19 protein-coding genes are annotated in these 17,650 nt (G+C 67.7%); 7 read left to right on the top strand and 12 right to left on the bottom strand.

Going from position 1 to position 17,650, the window contains the following annotated elements:
- Positions 1-133: 133 nt before the first annotated feature.
- Together AC1DT6_RS03500 and AC1DT6_RS03495 are read right to left on the bottom strand one after the other, a co-directional pair.
- Positions 134-523 carry a YfeK family protein gene (locus AC1DT6_RS03500; protein ID WP_441636583.1) on the bottom strand — a complete coding sequence of 130 codons (390 nt, stop codon included), beginning with the start codon at positions 521-523 and terminating at the stop codon, positions 134-136.
- Positions 524-649: 126 nt separating this feature from the next.
- Complete coding sequence (locus AC1DT6_RS03495; protein ID WP_441636585.1) at positions 650-1,375, bottom strand: SDR family oxidoreductase; 726 nt, start codon at positions 1,373-1,375, stop codon at positions 650-652.
- A gap of 266 nt (positions 1,376-1,641) precedes the next feature.
- Here AC1DT6_RS03495 and AC1DT6_RS03490 point away from each other — a divergent pair, with 266 nt between their 5' ends.
- Positions 1,642-2,577: a 2-hydroxyacid dehydrogenase gene (locus AC1DT6_RS03490; protein ID WP_441636587.1), complete on the top strand. Its 936-nt coding sequence runs from the start codon at positions 1,642-1,644 to the stop codon at positions 2,575-2,577.
- Positions 2,578-2,595: 18 nt separating this feature from the next.
- On the opposite strand, the gene AC1DT6_RS03485 is transcribed toward AC1DT6_RS03490, so the two are convergent.
- From AC1DT6_RS03485 to AC1DT6_RS03460, 6 genes are all read right to left on the bottom strand, one after another.
- Positions 2,596-3,951: an ATP-binding protein gene (locus AC1DT6_RS03485; protein ID WP_441636589.1), complete on the bottom strand. Its 1,356-nt coding sequence runs from the start codon at positions 3,949-3,951 to the stop codon at positions 2,596-2,598.
- Entirely contained in the window at positions 3,951-4,667 is a 717-nt protein-coding gene (locus tag AC1DT6_RS03480) for a response regulator transcription factor (RefSeq protein WP_441636591.1), read from the bottom strand. Before AC1DT6_RS03480 ends, AC1DT6_RS03485 begins: the two co-directional genes overlap by 1 nt.
- Before the next feature lie 16 nt (positions 4,668-4,683).
- Positions 4,684-5,697 carry a glucokinase gene (glk, locus tag AC1DT6_RS03475; RefSeq protein ID WP_477101778.1) on the bottom strand — a complete coding sequence of 338 codons (1,014 nt, stop codon included), beginning with the start codon at positions 5,695-5,697 and terminating at the stop codon, positions 4,684-4,686.
- A gap of 4 nt (positions 5,698-5,701) precedes the next feature.
- Positions 5,702-6,382: a 6-phosphogluconolactonase gene (gene pgl / locus AC1DT6_RS03470; RefSeq protein WP_441636595.1), complete on the bottom strand. Its 681-nt coding sequence runs from the start codon at positions 6,380-6,382 to the stop codon at positions 5,702-5,704.
- A 61-nt stretch (positions 6,383-6,443) separates the two neighbouring features.
- Positions 6,444-7,892, bottom strand: coding sequence for a glucose-6-phosphate dehydrogenase (gene zwf, locus AC1DT6_RS03465; RefSeq protein ID WP_441636601.1), 1,449 nt, complete (start codon positions 7,890-7,892; stop codon positions 6,444-6,446).
- Positions 7,893-8,093: 201 nt separating this feature from the next.
- The gene (locus AC1DT6_RS03460) at positions 8,094-8,891 is read right to left on the bottom strand and encodes a PaaX family transcriptional regulator (protein ID WP_441636597.1); all 798 of its coding nucleotides are present in this window, start codon (positions 8,889-8,891) and stop codon (positions 8,094-8,096) included.
- 200 nt (positions 8,892-9,091) lie between these two features.
- Between AC1DT6_RS03460 and AC1DT6_RS03455 the strand changes: the two genes are divergently transcribed.
- Entirely contained in the window at positions 9,092-9,883 is a 792-nt protein-coding gene (locus tag AC1DT6_RS03455; protein WP_441636599.1) for a crotonase/enoyl-CoA hydratase family protein, read from the top strand.
- 437 nt (positions 9,884-10,320) lie between these two features.
- Positions 10,321-11,358 (top strand): IS481 family transposase, encoded by a 1,038-nt coding sequence (locus AC1DT6_RS03450; protein WP_441637739.1) that lies wholly within the window; start codon positions 10,321-10,323, stop codon positions 11,356-11,358.
- 268 nt (positions 11,359-11,626) lie between these two features.
- Here the strand turns inward: AC1DT6_RS03450 and AC1DT6_RS03445 are convergent, their stop codons facing one another.
- Together AC1DT6_RS03445 and AC1DT6_RS03440 are read right to left on the bottom strand one after the other, a co-directional pair.
- Positions 11,627-11,881, bottom strand: coding sequence for a hypothetical protein (locus AC1DT6_RS03445; protein ID WP_477111415.1), 255 nt, complete (start codon positions 11,879-11,881; stop codon positions 11,627-11,629).
- Entirely contained in the window at positions 11,878-12,729 is an 852-nt protein-coding gene (locus AC1DT6_RS03440; RefSeq protein WP_441626244.1) for an inositol monophosphatase family protein, read from the bottom strand. Before AC1DT6_RS03440 ends, AC1DT6_RS03445 begins: the two co-directional genes overlap by 4 nt.
- A 101-nt stretch (positions 12,730-12,830) precedes the next feature.
- Between AC1DT6_RS03440 and AC1DT6_RS03435 the strand changes: the two genes are divergently transcribed.
- The 4 genes from AC1DT6_RS03435 to AC1DT6_RS03420 all read left to right on the top strand — a co-directional run bounded on the left by AC1DT6_RS03435 (position 12,831) and on the right by AC1DT6_RS03420 (position 15,132).
- Positions 12,831-13,568, top strand: a complete 738-nt coding sequence (locus AC1DT6_RS03435) for a helix-turn-helix domain-containing protein (protein WP_441626242.1) — start codon at positions 12,831-12,833, stop codon at positions 13,566-13,568.
- Positions 13,569-13,668: 100 nt separating this feature from the next.
- Entirely contained in the window at positions 13,669-13,947 is a 279-nt protein-coding gene (locus tag AC1DT6_RS03430) for a hypothetical protein (protein ID WP_035875236.1), read from the top strand.
- A 159-nt stretch (positions 13,948-14,106) separates the two neighbouring features.
- Entirely contained in the window at positions 14,107-14,811 is a 705-nt protein-coding gene (locus AC1DT6_RS03425) for a glutathione binding-like protein (RefSeq protein WP_477102880.1), read from the top strand.
- A gap of 24 nt (positions 14,812-14,835) precedes the next feature.
- The gene (locus AC1DT6_RS03420) at positions 14,836-15,132 is read left to right on the top strand and encodes a cupin domain-containing protein (RefSeq protein ID WP_276291498.1); all 297 of its coding nucleotides are present in this window, start codon (positions 14,836-14,838) and stop codon (positions 15,130-15,132) included.
- A gap of 105 nt (positions 15,133-15,237) precedes the next feature.
- Here AC1DT6_RS03420 and AC1DT6_RS03415 read toward each other — a convergent pair whose 3' ends face one another.
- The gene (locus tag AC1DT6_RS03415; RefSeq protein WP_441626238.1) at positions 15,238-16,377 is read right to left on the bottom strand and encodes an acyl-CoA dehydrogenase family protein; all 1,140 of its coding nucleotides are present in this window, start codon (positions 16,375-16,377) and stop codon (positions 15,238-15,240) included.
- Positions 16,370-17,647 (bottom strand): CaiB/BaiF CoA transferase family protein, encoded by a 1,278-nt coding sequence (locus AC1DT6_RS03410; RefSeq protein WP_441626236.1) that lies wholly within the window; start codon positions 17,645-17,647, stop codon positions 16,370-16,372. The genes AC1DT6_RS03415 and AC1DT6_RS03410 overlap by 8 nt, the downstream gene beginning before the upstream one ends.
- Between the last annotated feature and the right edge of the window lie 3 nt (positions 17,648-17,650).

The following is a 17,650-nucleotide window of genomic DNA, read 5'->3' as shown; positions in this document are numbered from 1 at the left end:
GTCTGACACAGCCGCACGATCCGGTCCGGCGTGCCGGAATGCAAAAGCGTACCCGTTTCTGCGCACCTGCAAACGCGCCCGCAAGCGCCGGAAAAGCGTCTTGCCGACGGTCGGCGCGCCGGTCCGGCCAGGCCTACTTGCCCGCCGCCTTCTGGCGATAGCGTGCGAGTTCGGCGCCCAGCCAGGGGCCGCTCTCCACCGGCTGCGCCTGGCCGCACTTCACCAGGTAGGGCTTGCCGCTGACGCTGCTCTTGCTAGCCCCCAGCTCGATGAAGCGTTCGCTAGTGGTGACGGCGCCCTTGTCGGCGAGGTAGTCGTATTTCTTCTTCAGGTGAGCGGCCGCGTCTGGCGCGGAATACCAGCTGCCGTTGCGGTTGAACTGGCAATTCGAGCCGGCGAGATAGGAGAACAGGTGGCTCACCTCAGCCTGCGTCGCAGGGGACGGCGCGGCCGCCGCCGCGGGGGCGGCCGGGATCGCCAGAGCAGTGGCTAACAACAAGGCAGACAGGAAGGCAGGTTTCATTGGGGGACCAGGAAGTCGCATCCGCCGCATTAGAACGGCATTCCTCAACCACTTCAAGTCATGCCGGGCCGTCCCGGCGGCAAAGCGTACCCGTTTCTGCGTGCGTTCGGCGCCTCGGTGCGAGGCTCAGCCGATGGCGCCGCCGCCATCCACCAGCACCGTCGAACCCGTCGCAAACCCCGTACCGGCCAGGTAGAGGATGGCCTGCGCCACATCCTCGGGCTGGCCGATGCGCTGCGCCGGCAGGCGCGCGGCCACGCTCTCGTACATGGCCTGGCGCGCGGCGCCGTCGAGCTTGTCCCACAACGGCGTGGCGATCAGGCCCGGAGACACGGTATTGACGCGCACCGGCGACAACTCCAGCGCCAGCCCGCGGCCCAGCGCGTCCAGCGCGGCATTGATCGCACCCTGCAGCACCGAGGCCTTGCTCGGGCGCACGCCCAGGAAGCCGGACACCATCGTCAGCGAGCCCCGCGCGCGAATCGGCACTGCGCGCGCCACGCGGTAGGCGCCCCAAAACTTGCTGTCCATCGCGGCATAAGCGTCGGCCAGCGGCAACTGGCGCACCGGGCCGGTCGGCGTTTGCGCGGCGGAGATCACCACGTGGTCCCACGGTTCGGCGGTGCTCATGAATTGCGCCACGCTGGCGTCGTCGGTGATGTCCAGCGTGGCGCCCGTCACCGTGCCTGCGCTGCCAGCCAGGCCCCGCACGGCGGCATCGACCTTGTCCCGCGAGCGCGAGGCAATGGTGACGTTCGCGCCGCGGGCGGCAAAAGCGGTGGCCGTGGCCAGGCCGATGCCGGAACTGCCGCCAACCACCAGCACCCTGGCATCCTCGAAATCGGGGAACATGGCAAGACTCCTTTAATCGTCAACCGATGAGGGAGAAGGGAAGGCCTCCTCCGTTCCGGTCATTATGATCATGCGGCGCCGTCCGATCATCCACCCTGGATTGGAAGCACTCTTGGCGGAAATTTGATAATCGGCCCCCATCCGCCCCGCGCCGGCAAGCCTGGCGCAGCGCCGCTACAATGCCGCGGTGCAGCTTAGGCCCCGCCCCTGGAGCCAGCCGCCCTCTTTCCGCCCGTCGCCGGCGGTCCCAGAACATCCCGCCCAACATGAAGCCGCTCCTGCTCGTCCTCAGCCACGTCAGCACCGAACACCTTTCCTGGATTGCCGAACAATACGAGGTACGCTACGCGCCCGACAGCGCCAGCCGCACCACCCAGATCAAGGAGACCGGCGCCAGCGTACGCGCGGTGCTGACGATCGGCTCGGCGGGCCTAACCGCCGCCGAAATCGACGCCATGCCCGCGCTGGAGCTGGTGTGCGCGCTGGGCGCCGGCTACGAGAACATCGCCGTGGCCCATGCGCGGGCGCGCGGCATCACGGTCGCCAACGGCGCCGGCACCAACGACAGCTGCGTGGCGGACCACGCCATGGCGCTGCTGCTGGCCAGCGTGCGCGCCATACCGGTGCTGGACCAGGCCACCCGCGCCGGCAAGTGGCGCACCGCGTTGCCGCTGCGCCCCAATGTGTCGGGCAAGCGCCTGGGCATCCTTGGCCTGGGCACCATCGGGCGGCGCATCGCGCAGCGCGGGCTGGGCTTCGACCTGGAAGTGGGCTATCACAACCGCACGCCGCGCGGCGATGCGCCGTTCCGCTATTTCGATACGCCTGGCGCGCTGGCCGAATGGGCCGACTACCTGGTGATCGCAACGCCCGGCGGCTCCGGCACCCGGCACCTGGTCGACGCCGGGGTGCTGGCCCGGCTCGGCCCGGGCGGCTTCGTGGTCAATATCGCGCGCGGCAGCGTGCTCGACACCGCGGCACTGGCCGACGCCCTGCGCGCAGGCAAGCTCGGCGGCGCCGGGCTCGACGTGTACGAGACCGAGCCCGAGCCGCCGGCCGAATTGTTCGACTGCCCCAATGTGGTCCTGACCCCGCACATGGCGGGCTGGTCGCCGCAAGCCATCGCGGCATCGGTGCGGCAGTTCCTGGAGAACAGCCGGCTGCACTTTGCCGGGGAGCCGGTACTCACGCCGGTAGGCTGATACGGGAGGCGGCGCGATTCAGCCCGCGGGAAATTCCACCCGTACGCGCAGCCCCGGCGCCGCGTCTTCCAGCGCGACGCGCGCGCCGTGCGATTGCGCGATCTCCGCCACAATGGCCAGACCCAGCCCGCTGCCTCCGGTGGGGGCTTCCGGCACACGGTAGAAGCGGTCGAACACGCGCGCGCGCTCGGCGGCCGGAATCCCCGGACCGTCATCGCGCACCACGAGTTGCACCGTGTCCGCGGCCGCGCCGGCCGCCACGGCCTTCACGCGGCAGGCCTGCACATCGATCTTGCCGCCGGCCGGCACGTAGCGCAGCGCGTTGTCGACCAGGTTGGTCAGCAGGATGCGCAGCGCATCCGCATCGCCGCGCACGATAGCCGGCCCGGCATCCGCGCCGGCATCCAGCCCCAGGTCGATCTGGCGATCGAGCGCGGCCTGGGTCATCTCGGCCACCACGTCTTGCGCCAGCGCGCGCAGGTCCACCGGCTCATGCGGCGGCGCCGCGGCGCCTGGCTCCTGGCGCGCCAGCGTCAACAACTGGGCCACCAGATGCGTCAACCGCTCCAGCCCCTGACGCAGCTTGCGCACGGCCTCCTGGCGTGCCTCGGCCGTGTCGGCGCGCTCCACCAGCTGGGCTTGCAGTTGCAGCGCCGCAAGCGGCGTGCGCAGCGCGTGCGCGGCGTCGGCGACGAAGGCACGCTGGGTATCAATGGCGTGCGACAGCCGCGCCAGCAACTGGTTGAGCGCCTCGGTCAGGGGCGCTATCTCGTCGGGCATGCTGCTGACGGCCAGCGGCGCCAGAGCATTGATGTCGCGCTGTCGCACCCCGGCGGCGATCTCCCGCAAGGGCCGCAAGCCACGCCCCACGGCAAGCCAGACCACCCAGCCGATCAGCGGCAGCAGCAACAGCAACGGCGCCACAGTACGCAACGCCATGCGCGCGGCCACCTGGCTGCGCGCCGACATGGGCTGGGCGATCTGCACCACGGCAGGCCCGAGCTGCACGCTGTAGATGCGCCATTCGCCTTCGTCGGTCCTGACATTAGAGAAGCCCAGCTCGGCCCGCGGCGGCAGGGCCGGATGCGTGTGCGAGAGATAGAGGCTGCGCCCCGAGCCGTCCCAGATATGGATCACCACGTCCTCGTCCGCATGGAACAGGCTGCCGCCGGGCGGCTCCGGCGGCGTAAACAACGGCGTGACCGGATTGGCGAACTGGCTGGGCAGCGCGGCGGCTACCTGCTTCATCTGGTAATCGAACAGCGCATTGGCTTCTTGCCGGGCCTGGCCATAGATCAGCAAGGTGGCAATGGCAATGCCGGCCAGCAGGCCCAGCGCCAGCCACCACAGCAGGGTTCTCTGGATGGAACGCATCAGCCCGCGCTCCCGGACGAAGACGGCGCGCCGTCCTCCAGCTTCGGCACCACATAGCCCACGCCGCGGATATTGCGGATCAGCGCCGCGCCGAATTTCTTGCGCAGCGCGTGGATGTAGACCTCCACCGTGTTGCTGCCCACTTCGTCGCCCCAGCCGTACAGGCGCTCTTCGAGCTGCGCCACCGACCACACCTTGCCGGGCCGCGCCAGCAGCGCGGACAGCAAGCCGAACTCGCGCGCCGACAAGCGCACCGGCTCGCCGTCGAGCGTGACTTCGCGGGTGACGGGGTTGATCACGATGCCGCCATAGCGCAGCAGCGGCTCCGCGCGGCCTTCGGCGCGGCGCATCAGCGCATGCATGCGCGCGGCCAGTTCCTGCAGGTCGAAGGGCTTGACGAGGTAATCGTCGGCGCCGGCATTGAGGCCCGCGACGCGATCGGCCACCGCGTCGCGCGCGGTCAGGATCAGCACCGGCGTGTTCACGCCACGCGCGCGCAGCGCGGCCAGCACCTCCAGGCCGGAGCGGCGGGGCAGGCCGAGATCGAGCAGGATCAGCGCGTAGCAGGCTTCGCCGTCCGGTCCGCCCGACTGGGTGGCGGCGGCAAGGCCAGCCTCGCCATCCTGTACCCAGTCCACCGCGAAGCCTTCCTGGCGCAGCGCCAGCTTCACGCTATCGCCGATCATGGCGTCGTCTTCCACCAGCAGCACTCGCATTGTCAGTTCTTCCGGTTCAGGCTGGCCTGGTTGGATTGGATTGTGCGTCGGGGAGTCCGTGAGCCATCGCCTCGGCCAGCGCCTGCGCCAGTCCTGGCAGGGCCGGGAAGCCGGCGGTGATCACGTAAACCGGCAGGTTTTCCAGGTAGGCGCGCATGCGGCCCTTCGCGGCAAACCGCGCGTTGAAGGCAGACGCCCGCAGCGCGGGCACGAAGCGCGGCAGGATGCCGCCGCCCAGGTAGACGCCGCCGCGCGCGCCGAGCACCAGCGCAATATCGGCCGTCACGGACCCCAGCAGGCCGCAGAACACGGCGAGCGCGCGCTCGCAGACCGGGTCGTGCCGGTGGAGCGCGCCTTCCGTTACCTGCGCCGGTGCGAGCTGCCGCGCCAGGGGCGTACCCGTTTCTGCGTGCAGCGCGGCGTGTGTCAGCGACAGTCCCATGCCCGACAAAAGACGTTCCGCGGAGACGCGCCCGAAGGCCTGGTGGGCCGCGCGCCAGGCGGTCCATTCGTCTTCGGTCTCCGGCATCAGCTCGATATGCCCGCCCTCGCCGGCCAGCGCCACGGCCGGGCCCGAGCGCGCCGGCACCAGTCCGGACACACCCAGGCCGGTGCCGGGCCCGACCAGCGCGCGCGGCGCGCCGGCCACGGCGGTGCCCGGGCGCAATAGCGTCAGGTCCTGCTCGCCGAGGTGTTGCAGACCCAGCGCCAGCGCGGTGAAGTCGTTGATCGCGAGCAGCAGGTCGAAGCCGAGCGAGCGCTGCATCTCAGAAATGGAAAACGCCCAGGCGTGATTGGTCAGCTTGACGCGATCGCCGGTCACGGGATTGGCAAGGCCGACCGCCGCGTAGCGCGGCCTGGCGCTGCCGGGCGGCAGCCCGCCGAGGTAGTGCAGCATGGCAGCCTCAAGCGAGGGGAAATCCGCCACCTTGAGCGCGGTCACGGGGCCGATGCGCTGCGGCGCGGTCTCCAGCGCGAAGCGCACATTGGTGCCGCCGACATCGCCCAGCAAGCGCGGATAGCCTTGCATGGCGTCAGGCCGAGAAGACATCGGTGCCGTGGCGATGCCGGCTCAGCACCAGGCTGACGGGCAGCGCCGGCGTGGGCCCCTTGCAGGCGCTGGCGAACACGGCTGCCTTGGCCGGCCCCGCGAACGACAGGAAAACGCGGTCGGCCGCCAGCAACGCCGCCAGGTTCAGCGTGATGCGCGCGTGCGGCGCCTCGCGCGGATGCGTCACCAGGTAGCCCGGCTGCGTGTCGGCCAGCGCCTGCTGCAGTTCGGGCGCCTCGGGAAACAGCGAGGCGGTGTGGCCGTCCTCGCCCATGCCCAGCACCACCACGTCGGGCTGCCGCCAGGCCGCATTCAGGCGCGCCACCGCGCTCGCCGGATCGGCCACCTCGGCGGCATCGGCCACCAGCGGCACGAAGGCCGCCTTGCCCGCGGCCTCGCGCAGCAGGTGGCGGCGCACCAGCGCGCCATTGCTGTCGTCATGGTCCGGCGGCACCACGCGCTCGTCGACCAGCGTGACAGTGACAGCGTCCCAGCGGATCGTGCGGTGGCGCAGGCGCTCGAACAGCGGCACCGGCGAGCGGCCGCCCGATACCGCCAGCACCGCCCAGCCGTTTACGCCGATGGCAGTCTCCAGCGCGTGGGCCACCGAGATCGCCATCGCTTCGGCCAGGTCCGCCTCGGAAGTATGTTCGTAGCGTCGCATGGTTTCTCCTGTTCGAGTGATGGTTGGCAAGGCTTGCAAGAACCTGCAAACAAAGCCGCGGCTAGACCTCTTCGTGCCAGAGCGAGCCGTCGCGCGACATCAGCGCGGACGAAGCGGCCGGCCCCCAGGTGCCGGCGGTATACGGCTTGGGCGGCACGGTGCTGTCCGCCCAGGTATCGAGGATGGGTTCGACCCAGCGCCAGGCCTGCGCCTGCTCGTCGCGCCGCACGAACAAACCCAGCCGCCCGCGGATGACATCGAGCAGCAGGCGCTCGTAGGCGCCGGCGCGCCGCACCTTGAAGGAGTTGGCGAAGTCCAGGTCAAGCGAGGTCCCGGTGAGCGCCACGGTATCGCCGGGCTGCTTGACCAGGAAATACAGGCGAATGCTCTCCTCGGGCTGCAGCCGGATCACCAGCCGGTTCTGCGGCGACAGGGTCAGCGGACGCGGGAAGATCGCATGCGGCACATCGCGGAAGTGGATCACGATCTCCGCCACGCGCGACTGCATGCGCTTGCCGGTACGCAGGTAGAACGGCACGCCGGACCAGCGCCAGTTGGCGATCTCGGCCTTGATGGCGACGAAGGTCTCGGTATGGCTGTCGGGCGCGATGCCCTTCTCGTCCAGGTAGCCCACCACCGGCTTGCCGCCCACCGCGCCGGCGCGATACTGCCCGCGCACGGTCTTCTCGGCCACGTCCTGCGGCGTGATGGGCTTGAGTGCCTTGAGTATCTTGATCTTCTCGTCGCGGATAGCATCTTCGGACAGGCTGGTGGGCGGCTCCATCGCCACCATGCACAGCAATTGCAGCAGGTGGTTCTGCACCATGTCGCGCAGCGCGCCGGTACTGTCGTAGAAGTCACCGCGCGTTTCCACGCCAAGCTCCTCGGCGATGGTGATCTGCACGTCCTGCACCCATTCGCGGCGCCATAGGGGCTCGAACAGCGCATTGCCGAAGCGGATCGCCATCAGGTTCTGCACCGACTCCTTGCCGAGATAGTGGTCGATGCGATAGATCTGGTCTTCGGCGAAGAACCGCGCCACCGCCGAGTTGATCGCATCGGAAGAATGCAGGTCGTGCCCGAGCGGCTTCTCCAGCACGATGCGGACATTGGAATGATTGAGCCCCGTACGCGCCAGTTGCTCGCAGATGGGCACAAAGATGTGCGGGCCCGTGGCGAGATAGCACACCACCACTTCGGGCGCGCGCTGGAGGACCTTCTGCGCCAGCGCATCGAAGTGCGCCGGCTCGCGGGCATCCGCCTGCACGTAGCTGATGCGGGCCAGGAAACTGGCCCAGGTTTCCGGGGGCGCATGCTCAAGGCCGGGCCGCACGCTTTGCTCCAGCGAGCCGACATAGTCCTCGGTGGTCAGGGGATGGCTGCCGGTGGCAAGGATGCGCGCGTTCGGGTGCAGCAGACCCGCCCGGTGCGCATCGAACAGCGCCGGCAGCAGCTTGCGCCGCGCCAGGTCTCCGGTGCCGCCGAACAGCACCATGTCGAAATCGGGCATGCTCACCCTGTACTCCTTGTCTTGGCCAGCGTAGATGCGGCGCAAGCACCTGGCGGGGCCCGTGAGGTCCCGGCAACGCCAGTGCGCGTCACTTGACTGAGTGACACGATGCGCCGCATAAGTTCCGGCCAGTTTACGTGAGTCGCCGCCGCTTGGCGAGGCATGGTGCGCATACGCCTCCCGGCGGGCACCGGGCCGCGATCAGCCGTCCAGCAGCGTCACCCACAGGCCGCGCGCCTGTAACTGGTAGGCGCGGGTGGCCTCGATCAGGGCGCGGCGGGGCGCCGGGTCCATGATGGCCTCGGGCAGCAGCGGATCGCGCACGATGGCGCGGATGATGGCGCGGCCCACCAGCATGGTCTCGCGCGCGGCGGCGTCGGGCGCCATGCGCGCCAGCTTGGACTGGCTGCGCTCCAGCTGCGCCAGCGCGCGGCGGTAGGCCGATTGCAGCGCCGGCACGTCCCACAGTTGTTCCATGCGCGCTTCGGCATCGGCGTCGAACTCGCGGCCGACGAAGAGCAGGCTGGCACCGGCCATGCCCAGCCGGGTCAGCGCCGAGCGCGTCGCCACGGCGCCGCCGGCGAGATTGTCGGGGCGCACATTGATGCCGGCCGCCAGTGTGCGGAAGCCGCACAGCGCCAGCGCGCGCGCATGATGCCGCCACGCGGTCTTCTCGCTGCGCGCGACTGCGGCGTCCTGCACCACCAGCCAGTCGCCCGCCCAGTGTTCCAGCCGGCTTTCCTTTTCAAACCAGTGCTCGACCTCGTCATAGACCGGATTGCCCTCCGGCAGCACCGCGTAGCAGCCGCGCTCCGTCTTGACGATGCGGCCCTGGCGCTGCAGCCGCGTCAGCGCCACGCGCACGCTGGGCGTGCCGATGCCCATCACCTCGGCGCCGCGCGCCAGCGCCTGCACCGGCAGGGTTCGTTCCGGGTGGCCGAAGAGCAGGTCCAGCACCAGGTCGGTGGCGGAGGGCTCGCGGATCTCTATTTCATGCATGAGCGGCAGCGGGGGCAATAAGGGCGGCAAGAAGTGCAGTGTCGGCAGCGTGAACGGTGAAGGGTAAACCACAAATATTTCTTCTAATTCCACATATATATCATTCTATGAAATATTTTGGTATTTGGAAAAACACCTAACCAACACCCCATCGCCACTTGATAAGCACGTTAACAATCCCAGGCACCGAGGACGCGAGCATGGATATTAAGCCCAACCCGTATGTCAGGACCGAAAGCGACGGCCCGGTCTTCACCATCATTCTGGATCGCGCCGACAAGCGCAACGCCGTGGACGGTCCCATGGCGCTGGCGCTGCGCGAGTCCTTCGCGCACTTCGAGTCCGACCCGGCCCTGCGCGTGGCGGTGCTGTGGGGCGCGGGCGGCCATTTCTGCGGCGGTGCCGACCTGTCGGCGGTGGGCGACCCCGCACGGCGCCACGAACTCGATCCGCAAGGCGGCGGCGCGGGCCCGATGGGCCCGAGCCGGCTGGCCCTGTCCAAGCCGCTGATCGCGGCGGTCAGCGGCTATGCGGTGGCGGGCGGGCTGGAACTGGCGCTGCTGGCGGACTTGCGCGTGGCCGAGCGCGGCGCTGTCTTCGGCGTGTTCTGCCGGCGCTGGGGCGTGCCGCTGATCGACGGCGGCACGGTACGGCTGCCGCGCATCGTCGGCATGGGCCGCGCGCTCGACTTGATCCTCACCGGCCGCGCCGTGCCCGCCGAGGAAGCGCTGGCCATGGGACTGGCCAACCGCCTCGTAGAGCCGGGCCAGGCCCGCGCCGCCGCCGAAGCGCTGGCGCACGAACTGGCCGCCTTTCCCCAAAGCTGCATGCTGACGGACCGCGCCTCCGCCTATGGGCAATGGGACCTGCCGCTGGCCGACGCCCTGCGAGCCGAAGGCGCCAGTGGCGCGCCGATCGTCTTCCAGGAAGGCATCCAGGGCGCCGCCCGCTTTGTCGGCGGCGCCGGGCGGCACGGCGATTTCACCGGCTGACACACGCACCGATACACGCGCGAATCCGGGATAAACGCAGCCCGGACGACCAAAGCGTACCCGTTTCTGCGTAAGCAATAAGACAGCCAGATGGCCCAGATCTCACTCGCGCGAGTTCCCCAACCTTCAATATCCGAGGACCAAAACAAGAGCGCAGCAACCAGACAACGATTCGGTGCAGCCGTGTGGAGCGCCCCCAAGGGCGGTCCACACCCCAGCGCGATGCGAAGCGAGCCGTCAAGGTGTACCAGGCCGTATGGGGCGCCTCGTCGGCAGGCAAAAAGAGCGGAAAAGAGGGGGCCATGTCTGAGCATCGCCTTAAGGTGTAATAGCCTAGACTAAATCTGACAGTGGTTGGTTATCCATGCCGCCGCACATCGGTGCGAAGGGCGTAGCCCAGAGTGCCAGTGTGCGGCGGAATCCACAAGGAGTCCGCCATGACTCAGGAACAGAAAGTCATCCGTGCCAAGGTCGGCATACTGGAACTGGCCCGGCAACTGGGCAACGTGAGCCAGGCCTGCCGCGTCATGGGCTATTCGCGCGATAGCTTCTACCGCTTCAAGGAGTTGTACGAGCGAGGCGGCGAAGCCGCGTTGCAGGAGATTTCGCGACGCCGGCCACTGCTCAAGAATCGCGTCGATCCCGAGGTCGAAACCGCCGTGGTAGCCCTGGCGCTCGAATTGCCCGCCTATGGCCAGATCCGCATTGCCAACGAGGTCCTCAAACGCCATGCCCTGCACGTGTCGCCGCAGGGCGTGCGCAGCATCTGGCTGCGTCACGACCTGGAGACCATGAACAAGCGCCTGAAGGCGCTGGAAGCCAAATCCGCGCAGGAAGGGCTGGTCCTGACCGAGTCGCAACTGGCCGCGCTGGAGCGCGCCAAGCTGGAAAAGGAAACCCACGGGGAATTCGAATCCGAGTGCCCCGGCTATTGCGGCGCCCAGGACACCTTCTATGTCGGCACCCTCAAGGGCGTGGGCCGCGTCTACCAGCAGACCTTCGTCGACACCTACTCTAAGGTGGCCTTTGCCAAGCTCTACGATCGCAAGACCCCGTTGCCAGCCGCCGACCTGCTCAACGACCGCGTTGTGCCGTTCTTTGACAGCTATGGCATCCCGCTGTCGCGCGTGCTGACCGACCGCGGCACCGAGTACTGCGGCAACCCTGAGCATCACGAATACGAGCTCTATCTGGCCGTGGAAAACATCGACCATACCCGGACGCGGGCCAGGTCGCCCCAGACCAACGGCATCGTCGAACGGCTGCACAAAACCATGCTCAACGAGTTCTATCGCATCGCCTTTCGCAAGAAGGTCTACGACTCGATCGGCACATTGCAGCTCGATCTCGATGCCTGGCTTGACCAGTACAACAACCAGCGAGAACATCAGGGGCGATGGTGTTACGGCAAAACGCCCATGCGCACCTTCCTCGACTCGCTGGAACTCGCCAAGGAGAAACTGATCCCGCATTGAGTCGCGCTTCTCGATTCAACAGCCCGACTATCTGTCAGATCGAGTCCCAGCTAATACACCTTAAGGCGATGTGAGTTTGGCCCCCGGCCGCTCTTTTTGCCTGCCGACGAGGAGGGGGTCGACCCATCCGGCGCGCCTTCTTTGCCTACTTTCTTGGCAAGACAAGAAAGTAGGTCGCCCCCCGCAGGGGGGTGAAACCGCCTTTGACTTTAAGCCTTTGAAGTTGAAGTTAAGCAATTGAAGTTAAGCAGCCACAGTTAGCCAACCGTTAACCAACCCCATCAATCAACGCCGCCAACCCAGGATCCCGCGCAGCAAAAGCATCAAACACCCCCATCGCCCTCAACCCCGGCAACAACCCCACCAAATCCTCCCGCGCCGCCGCCAGCCGACCCGCATCCTCCCCCGGATCATTCATCACCCGCCAGCTAATCAAAAACGCCCCCACGCTACCTTTGCGCACAGTCACGCCATTCACCTCCACCACATCCACCCCATCGGGCAGCAACGCATCCGGCCTCATGCGCCCTCTCCCGACAGCACCGCGTTCAGCACGCCATGCATGGCCGCCCCGGCCGCCACAATCCCCTGGCAACCCCAGGTCAGTGGATTGCCATCGAGCGCCGTCACCGAGCCGCCCGCCTCCTTCACCAGCAGGACACCGGGCAACCAGTCGTAATAGTCCTGCCCGCACTCCCAGTAGCCATCGAGCGCGCCGCGCGCCACCAGTGCCAGCAACAAGGACGTAGGCCCGTACACACGCTGGCCGAACACCTGCGGCAACATCCGGCCAAAACGGTCAAGGAAATCCGCGGTATCGCTGCGCACCTGCCCCGGCCAGTTCGGATGCGCCGTGGCAATCAGCGCCGTCGTCAGCGCCGAGCGCGCATTGGCCCGCAACGGCTGGCCATCGCAATCGGCGCCCTGCCCTGCCACCGCGCGATAAGTGCGGCCAGTGGCCGGATCGTGCACCAGCGAGAGGACCGGATCGCCCCGCACCACCAGGCACAGTGCGATGGTCCAGCCCGGCATGCCGCTCAGGTAGTGCAAGGCCCCGTCGATGGGATCGCAAACCCAGTAGGCGTCGGCAAATTCCGGCGCCTGTTGCTCGCCGCTCTCCAGCTCCTTGTCGGAAAACGGGATCTCTGGCCAGCGCTCCAGGAGAGTCTTTTTCAGCACCGAACCCACGGTGCCGCTGTGGTGATCGAACGCCACGCGCAACGCGTCGAAATCAGCCGGCGCGCTCAGCGGTTGCCCGGTACGCAGCCACCGGCCCTGCCCCGCGAGCAGGGCGGTCAGCATGTCGAGCACGTCGGGCACCGGCTGGCCAAGGCGTTCGGAGAGGGTTGGCGTTTTTACGTTGGCATTCACGATGGATCGCTCCTGGGGTGGTTGGTGCAGCCAGTCTAGGCACTTGCCGCACTGCCAACTAACGATAGAATGCCAACTTATGTTCGAAACGGGCCAAACCGATGCCGCTACGAGAAATCCGCCCGCTCGCGCACGGCGCCTCGCGCGAGCAAGTGCCGCATCAGCATGCGCAGGGGCAGTTGTTTACGGTGAAATCCGGCGTGGTCGTGATCGAAGCCGGCGGCGGCCGCTGGCTGATGCCAACCGGCTGTATCGGCTGGGTGCCGCCGTACGAATCGCACGGCGCGAGCATTCAGGGGGCAATGACCGGCATGAGCCTGTACTTCGACGAGGCCTGGAGCCGTGCCGCGATGCCTGCGGCGCTCAAGGTGGTGCGGTTGTCGCCGCTTCTGGCGGCCTTGCTCGACACGCTGGTGCAGGCCGGCCCGCCAGCCGGGCCGGTGCGCGAGCATTACCTCGCGGTGTTTGCCGATGACTTCACCCGCCAGCCGGCGCAAACCCTGTTCCTGCCCATGCCGCAGGAGCCGCGCCTGCTGCGCATGGCCACCGCCTTGCTGGCAAACCCCGACGACAACACCGGGCTGGATGGCTGGGCGGCGCGCATCGGCATGGCCCGGCGCACGCTGACGCGCCACTTCCAGGCCGACACCGGCTGGAGCCTGGCGCAATGGCGCCAGCAATTGCGCATGCTCGCGGCCATGCAGCGGCTGGTTGCCGGTGAAAGCGTCACCGCCGTGGCGCTCGGGCTGGGCTACACGAGCGTCAGCAGCTTCATCGCCTTGTTCCGGCGCTACACGGGCACCACGCCGCGCGCCTACCTGGCGATGGGCAAGGATTGAATGGCGCCGCGCGCAAACCTTGCGCAACGCACATGCAAGCAGCAACGCACCCTCTCTTGTATGCTACGGCTATTGCCGCCGACGATGCCTGACCCGCGCCATGAGCCACAAATCACGCAGCCTCCTGCAGTCCATCTTCAGCCACCCGCTGAGCAACAATATTCATTGGCGCGAAGTCGAGTCCCTGCTGCAGCAACTGGGGGCGAGCGTGGAGCCGATCCAGGGCGCGCGCTTCCGGGTTGTGCTCAACGAGTATGAGTTTTACCTGCACCACCCGCATCACGGCAATGTGTGCGCCAAGCAGGAAATCAAGCACCTGCGCGATTGCCTCGTGGCCGCCGGCATCACCTCGCCGGACAACGGCGACAAGCCGAAGTGACCCTGCGCCTGCCCGGACAGGCGTCGCGCCGGCGATCTCCCGCCCTACCCCGCGATGATGACCATCGGCATCGAGCCGTCACGGCTTGAGCCAATCGATCCTCCTCACCGCATCAGCCAAACCAGCCCACCCGGCCCAACCCGGCCAGAACGGATTTCCATGACCAATCTTTCCGCATTCCTCGTCACCAACAAATGGCCGGCCCTGCGTCCCGAGCGGATCCAGCTCTATTCGCTGCCCACGCCGAACGGCGTCAAGATCTCGATCATGCTGGAGGAGACCGGGCTGCCCTACGAGCCGCACCTGGTGCGCTTCGACGCCAATGACCAGTACACGCCGGAATTCCTGTCGATCAGCCCGAACAACAAGATTCCCGCCATCCTGGATCCCAACGGCCCTGGCGACAAGCCCCTTGCCCTGTTCGAGTCCGGCGCCATCCTGATCTACCTGGCCGACAAGAGCGGCCAGTTCATCCCGCAGGACGCCGCCGGCCGCTACGAGACCATCCAGTGGCTCATGTTCCAGATGGGCGGCATCGGCCCGATGTTCGGGCAGGTTGGGTTCTTCAACAAGTTCGCGGGCAAGGAGTACGAGGACAAGCGCCCGCGCGACCGCTATGTCGCGGAGGCGAAGCGCCTGCTTGCCGTGCTGGATGGCCGCCTCGCGGACCGGACCTGGATCATGGGCGATACCTATACCATCGCCGATATCGCCACCTTCCCCTGGGTGCGCAACCTGATCGGCTTCTACGAAGCCGGCGAACTGGTCGGCATCAAGGATTTTCCCCACGTCACGCGCGCGCTCGATGCCTTCCTTGCGCGTCCGGCCGTGGTCAGGGGGCTGGATATTCCCAAGCGCGGCTAACCCCCCGCACCTGGAGACACGCTTGTGCCGCTGATTCGGTTTGACGCCCTTGCCTCCGGTCTGCCAGCCGCCTGGAAGTCCTCCGTCGTGGGGCAGGTCGGGACCGCCCGCATCAAAATCCTCAGGATGGATGAGCAGGCGTATGAAGCCGAGACGCACGACTACAACGAAGGCCTGTTTGTCGTGAGCGGACAGCTCATTTTGCAGACGGAGGGCGAAACCGTCGTGGTCCGGCCCGGAGAGATGTATCTCGCCCTGGCTGGCATCGCGCATGCCGTGCTGCCCGGCAGCCATGGGACGCTGGTGATCGTCGACGTCTGAACCGGCGCCATCGGAGAGCGCCAGCACCGTCGACAGCCCGACCATCAGGATGGATAAAGGCAAACCGCCACCGCTCGAGATCGTGCGCTGCCCGCCGGCGATCGCTCAGCGCAGCGCGGACCGCGCAATCACGGTGCGCTGGATTTCCGAGGAACCCTCGTAGATCCGCAGGATGCGCGCGTCGCGCACCAGGCGCTCCAGCGGCATCTCGCGCGTGAATCCGTAGCCGCCATGGATCTGCAACGCGGCATCCGTCACGAAGGCCACCGTTTCCGACGCATAGAGCTTGGCCATCGAGGCGTGGTCGGTAAAGGGCTCGCCGGCCCCGCGCCTGACCGCGGCCTGCAGGGTCAGCAGCCAGGCGGCTTCCACCCGTGTCTTCATGTCCGCGAACATCCATTGCAGGCCCTGCTTGTGCGAAAGCGGCTCGCCGCCCACGTGGCGCTGTTTCGCCCATTCGATCGCGGCTTCGAGCGCGGCTTCTGCAATGCCAAGGCTGGTTGCGGCCACATCCAGGCGGCTGTTGTCCAGCACCTTCATGGCGGTGCGGAAGCCGCTGCCCTCGGCGCCGAGCCGGTTCGCGGCGGGGACGAAGCAATCGAGCGCCACTTCGTGCGCGGGGGCGCCGCGGATGCCCATCAGCTTCTCCGCCGGGGCGACTTCCACGCCCGGCGTCTTCCGGTCGACGACGAAGGCGCTGATGCCGCGGGTCCCGGCCTCGGGATCGGTCTTCGCGTAGACCACGATGAAGTCCGCCGCGTTGGCGTTGGAGATGAAGTGCTTCACCCCGCGCAGGCGGTAGCCTTCGCCCTCCGGGATGGCGCGTGTCGCCATGTCCGCGGGATTCGAGCCGGCGCGCGGCTCGGTCAGCGCAAATGCGCCGAGCTTGATGCCGGCCGCCGCGTCCGGCAGGTAGCGCTCGCGCAGGCTGTCGTCGCCGCCGATCAGGATGGAGTCGGTCGCGAGATAGTGGGCCCCGATCATCGACGAGGTGGAAGCGCAGGCCTTGGCGATCTCGACCAGAGACAGGATCAGCGCGACGGGCGATGTGTCGGTGCCGCCCCAGCGCTCCGGCAGGTTCATGCCCATCACGCCGAGTTCGGCGAGCAGCGGCACATAGCGCGTGGCCGGGATTTCATCGCGGTCGACCTCGGCGGCCTTCGGCGCGAGTTCGCTCTGGGCGAACCGCCCGATGGCGTCGGCGATCTCGAGGTCGCCCGGCTGCACGCCCAATCGTTTATGCATGTTGATTCTCCATGTTGGTATCTTCCGGTGTGGCGCCAGCCGCCGGGCGATGGTGCGGGGCGGGACGGAGCGGCTGCGGTCCCAGCGCGCCGCTGGCACGCACTGCCGGCAAAGCGTCGCCAGCGATGCCGAGCGTTTCCAGGATGACGTCCGTGTGCTCCCCCAGCGCGGGCGCGCCGGTCACGCGATTGGCGCCGTAGCCGGAGAATTTCACGGGCTGCGACGGCAGGCGGACCTTGCCGCCGCGCGCGTCGGCAACCTCGGTGAGCAAGCCGCGATAAGCGGCGTGGTCGCTCTCCATTGCCTGCTTCACATTGCGGATGGGGGCGACCGGAATGCCCGCGGCGCTGAGCAACTGGTTCACTTCCTCCACCGTGCGCATGGCGGACCATCCCTCGATGCATGCCCGCAGGGCGCCCTCCGCGTTGCAGCGCGAGTGGTCGTCGGCGAAACGCGGATCGGCCGCCAGCTCCGGCTGGCCGATCGTGCCGGCAAGCGTCTGGAACAGCTTGTTGTTCAGCACCGCCACCACGTAGAAACCGTCTGCGGCGCGATACGCGCCGAACGGCGCGGAAGAAGGGTGGCGGTTGCCCACGCGGCGCGGGGCCAGGCCGGTCGCGGCGTAGCGGGCGACCAGCGTGGCGCTCAGGCTCAGGGTGGCATCGAACATCGACACATCCACGTGCGTGCCCTTGCCGGTCTTCTCCCGCGAGAGCAGTGCCGCCAGCACGCCCCACGACGCGAAGAGGCCGCTCACCACATCCGATACGGCTTCGCCAAGCAGCGTCGGCGTGCCGTCCGGCGAGCCGGTGGCGTCCATCAGGCCGCACATCGCCTGCAGGATGATGTCGTAAGCAGGCCGGTGCGATTCGGGTCCGGTCTGCCCGAAACCCGATACGCTGGCGTAGACAAGCGAAGGATTCTGCGCGCGAAGGGATTGATAGCCGATGCCCAGCTTGTCGGCTACCCCGGGGCGGAAATTCTCCACCACCACGTCGGCCCGCGCGCAGAGCGAGCGCGCGAGCTCCAGGCCCGACTCAGCCTTCAGGTCGATGACGATGCTCTGCTTGTTGCGGTTCATGGCGGCGAACAGCCCGCTCTCGCCGTCGACGAAAGGGCCGACCGCGCGGTAGTCGTCGCCGCCCGGCGGCTCGATCTTGATCACCTCGGCACCGAGATCGCCGAGCAGGGCCGTACAGTAAGGCCCGGCAAGCACGCGCGAAAAGTCGATCACGCGGATGCCGGCAAGCGGCAGGTCAGGATGGTTCACTTC

This window comes from Cupriavidus sp. 01L45 (genome assembly GCF_056399885.1).
Note: the sequence above shows the minus strand (reverse complement) of the source record. Positions and strands in the feature narration are given on the sequence as shown.

Bases quoted from the DNA above. Each gene is read 5' to 3' on its own strand.
- AC1DT6_RS03500 (WP_441636583.1), bottom strand. From the start codon at position 523: ATGAAACCTGCCTTCCTGTCTGCCTTGTTGTTAGCCACTGCTCTGGCG.
- AC1DT6_RS03495 (WP_441636585.1), bottom strand. From the start codon at position 1,375: ATGTTCCCCGATTTCGAGGATGCCAGGGTGCTGGTGGTTGGCGGCAGT.
- AC1DT6_RS03490 (WP_441636587.1), top strand. From the start codon at position 1,642: ATGAAGCCGCTCCTGCTCGTCCTCAGCCACGTCAGCACCGAACACCTT.
- AC1DT6_RS03485 (WP_441636589.1), bottom strand. From the start codon at position 3,951: ATGCGTTCCATCCAGAGAACCCTGCTGTGGTGGCTGGCGCTGGGCCTG.
- AC1DT6_RS03480 (WP_441636591.1), bottom strand. From the start codon at position 4,667: ATGCGAGTGCTGCTGGTGGAAGACGACGCCATGATCGGCGATAGCGTG.
- glk (WP_477101778.1), bottom strand. From the start codon at position 5,697: ATGCAAGGCTATCCGCGCTTGCTGGGCGATGTCGGCGGCACCAATGTG.
- pgl (WP_441636595.1), bottom strand. From the start codon at position 6,382: ATGCGACGCTACGAACATACTTCCGAGGCGGACCTGGCCGAAGCGATG.
- zwf (WP_441636601.1), bottom strand. From the start codon at position 7,892: ATGCCCGATTTCGACATGGTGCTGTTCGGCGGCACCGGAGACCTGGCG.
- AC1DT6_RS03460 (WP_441636597.1), bottom strand. From the start codon at position 8,891: ATGCATGAAATAGAGATCCGCGAGCCCTCCGCCACCGACCTGGTGCTG.
- AC1DT6_RS03455 (WP_441636599.1), top strand. From the start codon at position 9,092: ATGGATATTAAGCCCAACCCGTATGTCAGGACCGAAAGCGACGGCCCG.
- AC1DT6_RS03450 (WP_441637739.1), top strand. From the start codon at position 10,321: ATGACTCAGGAACAGAAAGTCATCCGTGCCAAGGTCGGCATACTGGAA.
- AC1DT6_RS03445 (WP_477111415.1), bottom strand. From the start codon at position 11,881: ATGAGGCCGGATGCGTTGCTGCCCGATGGGGTGGATGTGGTGGAGGTG.
- AC1DT6_RS03435 (WP_441626242.1), top strand. From the start codon at position 12,831: ATGCCGCTACGAGAAATCCGCCCGCTCGCGCACGGCGCCTCGCGCGAG.
- AC1DT6_RS03430 (WP_035875236.1), top strand. From the start codon at position 13,669: ATGAGCCACAAATCACGCAGCCTCCTGCAGTCCATCTTCAGCCACCCG.
- AC1DT6_RS03425 (WP_477102880.1), top strand. From the start codon at position 14,107: ATGACCAATCTTTCCGCATTCCTCGTCACCAACAAATGGCCGGCCCTG.
- AC1DT6_RS03415 (WP_441626238.1), bottom strand. From the start codon at position 16,377: ATGCATAAACGATTGGGCGTGCAGCCGGGCGACCTCGAGATCGCCGAC.